Source organism: Pseudomonas sp. OV226, from assembly GCF_003148705.1.
GTDB lineage: Bacteria > Pseudomonadota > Gammaproteobacteria > Pseudomonadales > Pseudomonadaceae > Aquipseudomonas.
On the sequence record NZ_QGGS01000050.1, the window covers coordinates 1 to 3,828 of the forward strand.

Genomic DNA, 3,828 nt, shown 5'->3' on the forward strand with positions numbered 1-3,828 from the left:
GCGTAGTGGCAAGCCACCTGGCGGTTATCGAGAGGGCGCAGGGCTGGCTCTTCGGTGCTGCAGCGCTCGGTGGCATACGGGCAGCGCTTGTGGAAGGCGCAGCCGGACGGTGGGTTCAGCGGGTTGGGCAACTCGCCGACGATTTTGATTTTCGGCTTGTTCGGGTCCGGGTGAATGGTCGGTGTGGCCGACAGCAGCGCCTGGGTGTACGGGTGCAGCGGACGCTCGTAGATGTCGTTCTTCGGACCCATTTCTACCGGGCGACCGAGGTACATCACCATCACGTCATCAGCCACGTGTTGCACCACCGCCAGGTTGTGCGAGATGAACACGTAGGCGGTGTTGAACTCTTGCTGCAAATCCATGAACAGGTTCAGCACCTGCGCCTGGATCGACACGTCCAATGCCGAGGTCGGCTCATCCGCCACCAGCACTTTAGGCTGCAACATCATCGCGCGGGCCAGGGCGATCCGCTGGCGCTGACCGCCGGAGAACATGTGCGGATAACGCTGGTAATGCTCGGGACGCAAGCCCACCTGCTTCATCATCGCCTGGACTTTTTCGCGACGTTCGGACGCACTCAGGTTAGTGTTGATCAGCAGCGGTTCACCGAGCTGATCACCGACTTTTTGCCGTGGGTTCAGCGACGCGTACGGGCTCTGGAACACCATCTGCACGTCTTTGCGCAGTTGCTTGCGCTGGGCCTTGTCGGCACCGGTGACTTCCTGGCCGGCGATTTTCAAGGAGCCGGAGGACGGCTCTTCGATCAGGGTCAACGCCCGGGCCAGGGTGGATTTGCCGCAGCCTGATTCACCGACGACGGCAAGGGTTTTGCCGGCATGCAGTTCAAACGACACGCCGTTGAGGGCGCGCACGGTCGCATGGCCCTTGAACAGGCCGCGGGACACTTCGTAGTGACGGGTCAGGTCGCGGGCGGTAAGTACGACGGCCATTACGCCACCTCCTGGTTCAGCGGGTAGAAGCAGCGGGCGAGGCTGTGGCTTTTCGGGTCCAGGGCCGGGCGCGTGGCGCGGCAGCTGTCTTGCACATACGGGCAACGCGGCGACAGCAGGCAGCCTTGCGGACGGTCGTAGCGACCGGGAACGATGCCCGGCAGGGTCGACAGGCGTGTGGCACCGAGGCTGTGTTCCGGAATCGCCTTGAGCAGCGCTTCGCTGTAAGGGTGCGCCGGAATGTCGAACAGCTGGGGCACCTGACCGACTTCAACCGCTTGACCGGCGTACATCACGCACACGCGCTGGGCGGTTTCGGCCACGACCGCGAGGTCGTGGGTGATCAGCACCAGGCCCATGTTCTGCTCTTTCTGCAACGCCAGCAGCAGGTCCATGATCTGCGCCTGAATCGTCACGTCCAGTGCGGTGGTCGGTTCGTCGGCGATCAGCAGTTTCGGTTCGCCGGCAATCGCCATGGCGATCGCCACACGCTGGCTCATACCGCCGGACAGTTGGTGCGGGTAGGCGTCCATACGGCTGGCGGCGCCGGGGATTTCCACTTTTTCCAGCAACTCGATGGCACGCTTGCGGGCTTGCTTGCCGGACATTTTCAGGTGCAGGCGCAGCACTTCTTCGATCTGGAAACCGACGGTGTAGCTCGGGTTCAGCGCGGTCATCGGGTCCTGGAAGACCATGGCCAGGTCTTTGCCGACGATTTGCCGACGCTGACGGTTGCTGAGCGTGAGCATGTTCTTGCCGTCGAAGTTCAGGGCGTCGGCAGTGACGATCCCCGGGTGTTCGATCAGGCCCATCAGCGCCATCATGGTCACGGACTTACCCGAACCCGACTCGCCAACGATGGCCAGGACTTCGCCCTTCTCCACGGTAATGTCGAGCCCGTCGACCACCGGAACGGCGTTTTTGTCGCCAAAGCGAACGTTGAGATTCTTGATTTCTAACAGTGACATTTGAATCTCCTCAGGCGGCGTTCTTGAGTTTCGGGTCCAGCGCATCGCGCAGGCCGTCGCCCATCAAGTTGATTGCCAGCACGCTGAGCAAAATGGTCAGACCCGGCAGGCTGACCACCCACCAGGCGCGTTCGATGTAGTCGCGAGCCGAAGCCAGCATGGTGCCCCACTCAGGGGTTGGCGGTTGTACGCCAAGGCCGAGGAAGCCCAGTGCCGCGGCATCGAGAATCGCCGAAGAGAAGCTCAAGGTCGCCTGAACGATCAGCGGTGCCATGCAGTTCGGCAGCACGGTGATGAACATCAGGCGTGGCAACGTGGCACCGGCCAGGCGGGCGGCGGTCACGTAATCGCGGTTCAGTTCGCCCATCACCGCCGCGCGGGTCAGTCGAACATAGGACGGCAGGGACACCACGGCGATGGCGATCACGGTGTTGATCAGGCCAGGGCCGAGGATGGCGACAATCGCCACGGCCAGCAGCAGCGACGGCAGCGCCAGCATGATGTCCATCAGACGCATGATGGTCGGGCCCAGAAGGCGCGGGAAGAACCCGGCGAACAGACCCAGCAGGATCCCCGGAATCAATGACATCACCACCGACGACAAGCCGATCATCAGCGACAGGCGCGAGCCCGTGATCAGGCGCGACAGCAGGTCGCGACCCAGTTCATCGGTGCCGAGCAGGAACTGGATCTGCCCACCTTCCAGCCAGGCTGGCGGGGTCAGCAGGAAATCGCGGTATTGCTCGCTCGGGTTATGCGGGGCAACCCATGGCGCGAAGATCGCGCAGAAAATCACCAGCAACATGAACATCAGGCCGGCAACGGCGCCTTTGTTTTTGGAGAACGCTTGCCAGAATTCTTTGTACGGGGACGGGTACAGCAGGCTTTGATCGACTGCTACCGCTTGATTTTGAGTTGAAGCTGGAGTGGTCATGGTCATGATCTCAGCGCTGGTGACGGATGCGTGGGTTGGCAAAGCCGTAGAGGATGTCCACTACGAAGTTGACCACAATCACCAGGCAGGCGATTAGCAGGATGCCGTTTTGCACAACGGGATAGTCCCGGGCGCCAATGGCTTCGATCAGCCATTTGCCGATGCCCGGCCACGAGAAGATGGTCTCGGTCAGGACCGCACCGGCCAGCAATGTGCCGACTTGCAGGCCGACCACGGTCAGTACCGGAATCAGTGCGTTACGCAAGCCGTGCACGAACACCACGCGAGAAGGCGACAGGCCTTTGGCGCGGGCGGTACGGATGTAGTCTTCACGCAGCACTTCGAGCATCGACGAACGGGTCATCCGCGCGATAACGGCCAGCGGGATAGTGCCCAGCACGATGGCCGGCAGGATCAGGTGATGCAGGGCATCGAGGAACGCACCGACGTCATCGGCCAGCAGCGTGTCGATCAGCATGAAACCGGTGCGCGGCTCGATGTCGTAGAGCAGGTCGATCCGCCCCGATACCGGGGTCCAGCCCAGGCTCACCGAGAAGAACATGATCAGGATCAGGCCCCACCAGAAGATCGGCATCGAGTACCCCGCCAGGGAGACGCCCATCACCCCATGGTCGAACAGGGATCCTCGCTTGAGTGCCGCGATCACCCCGGCCAGGAGGCCCAGGATGCCGGCGAACAACAGGGCGGCCATGGACAGTTCCAGGGTCGCGGGGAATAGAGAGGTGAACTCGCTCCACACGCTTTCACGGGTACGCAGCGATTCGCCGAGGTCGCCGTGGGCCAGTTTGCCGATGTAGTCCAGGTACTGGGCATACAGCGGCTTGTTCAGACCAAGGCGTTCCATTGCCTGTGCGTGCATTTCGGGGTCGACGCGACGTTCGCCCATCATGACTTCCACCGGGTCGCCTGGAATCATGCGAATCAGCGCGAAAGTCAGCAAGGTGATGCCGAA

At 62.1% G+C, this 3,828-nt stretch carries 4 protein-coding genes; all 4 read right to left on the reverse strand.

What is annotated here, in order from left to right; all coding sequences use genetic code 11:
- On the reverse strand, positions 1–953 hold a 953-nt coding region (locus C7534_RS32180), incomplete at its 3' end, for a peptide ABC transporter ATP-binding protein (RefSeq protein WP_109788262.1).
- Positions 953–1,921, reverse strand: coding sequence for an ABC transporter ATP-binding protein (locus tag C7534_RS32185; protein WP_109788263.1), 969 nt, complete (start codon positions 1,919–1,921; stop codon positions 953–955). The genes C7534_RS32185 and C7534_RS32180, both read right to left, overlap by 1 nt.
- Positions 1,922–1,931: 10 nt before the next feature.
- On the reverse strand, positions 1,932–2,861 hold the full coding sequence (locus C7534_RS32190) for an ABC transporter permease subunit (RefSeq protein ID WP_408980958.1): 930 nt from the start codon (positions 2,859–2,861) through the stop codon (positions 1,932–1,934).
- 4 nt (positions 2,862–2,865) lie between these two features.
- Positions 2,866–3,828: ABC transporter permease subunit (locus C7534_RS32195; RefSeq protein WP_109788265.1), on the reverse strand; the 963-nt coding region annotated here is incomplete at its 5' end.

Bases quoted from the DNA above. Each gene is read 5' to 3' on its own strand.
- C7534_RS32190 (WP_408980958.1), bottom strand. From the start codon at position 2,861: ATGACCATGACCACTCCAGCTTCAACTCAAAATCAAGCGGTAGCAGTC.
- C7534_RS32185 (WP_109788263.1), bottom strand. From the start codon at position 1,921: ATGTCACTGTTAGAAATCAAGAATCTCAACGTTCGCTTTGGCGACAAA.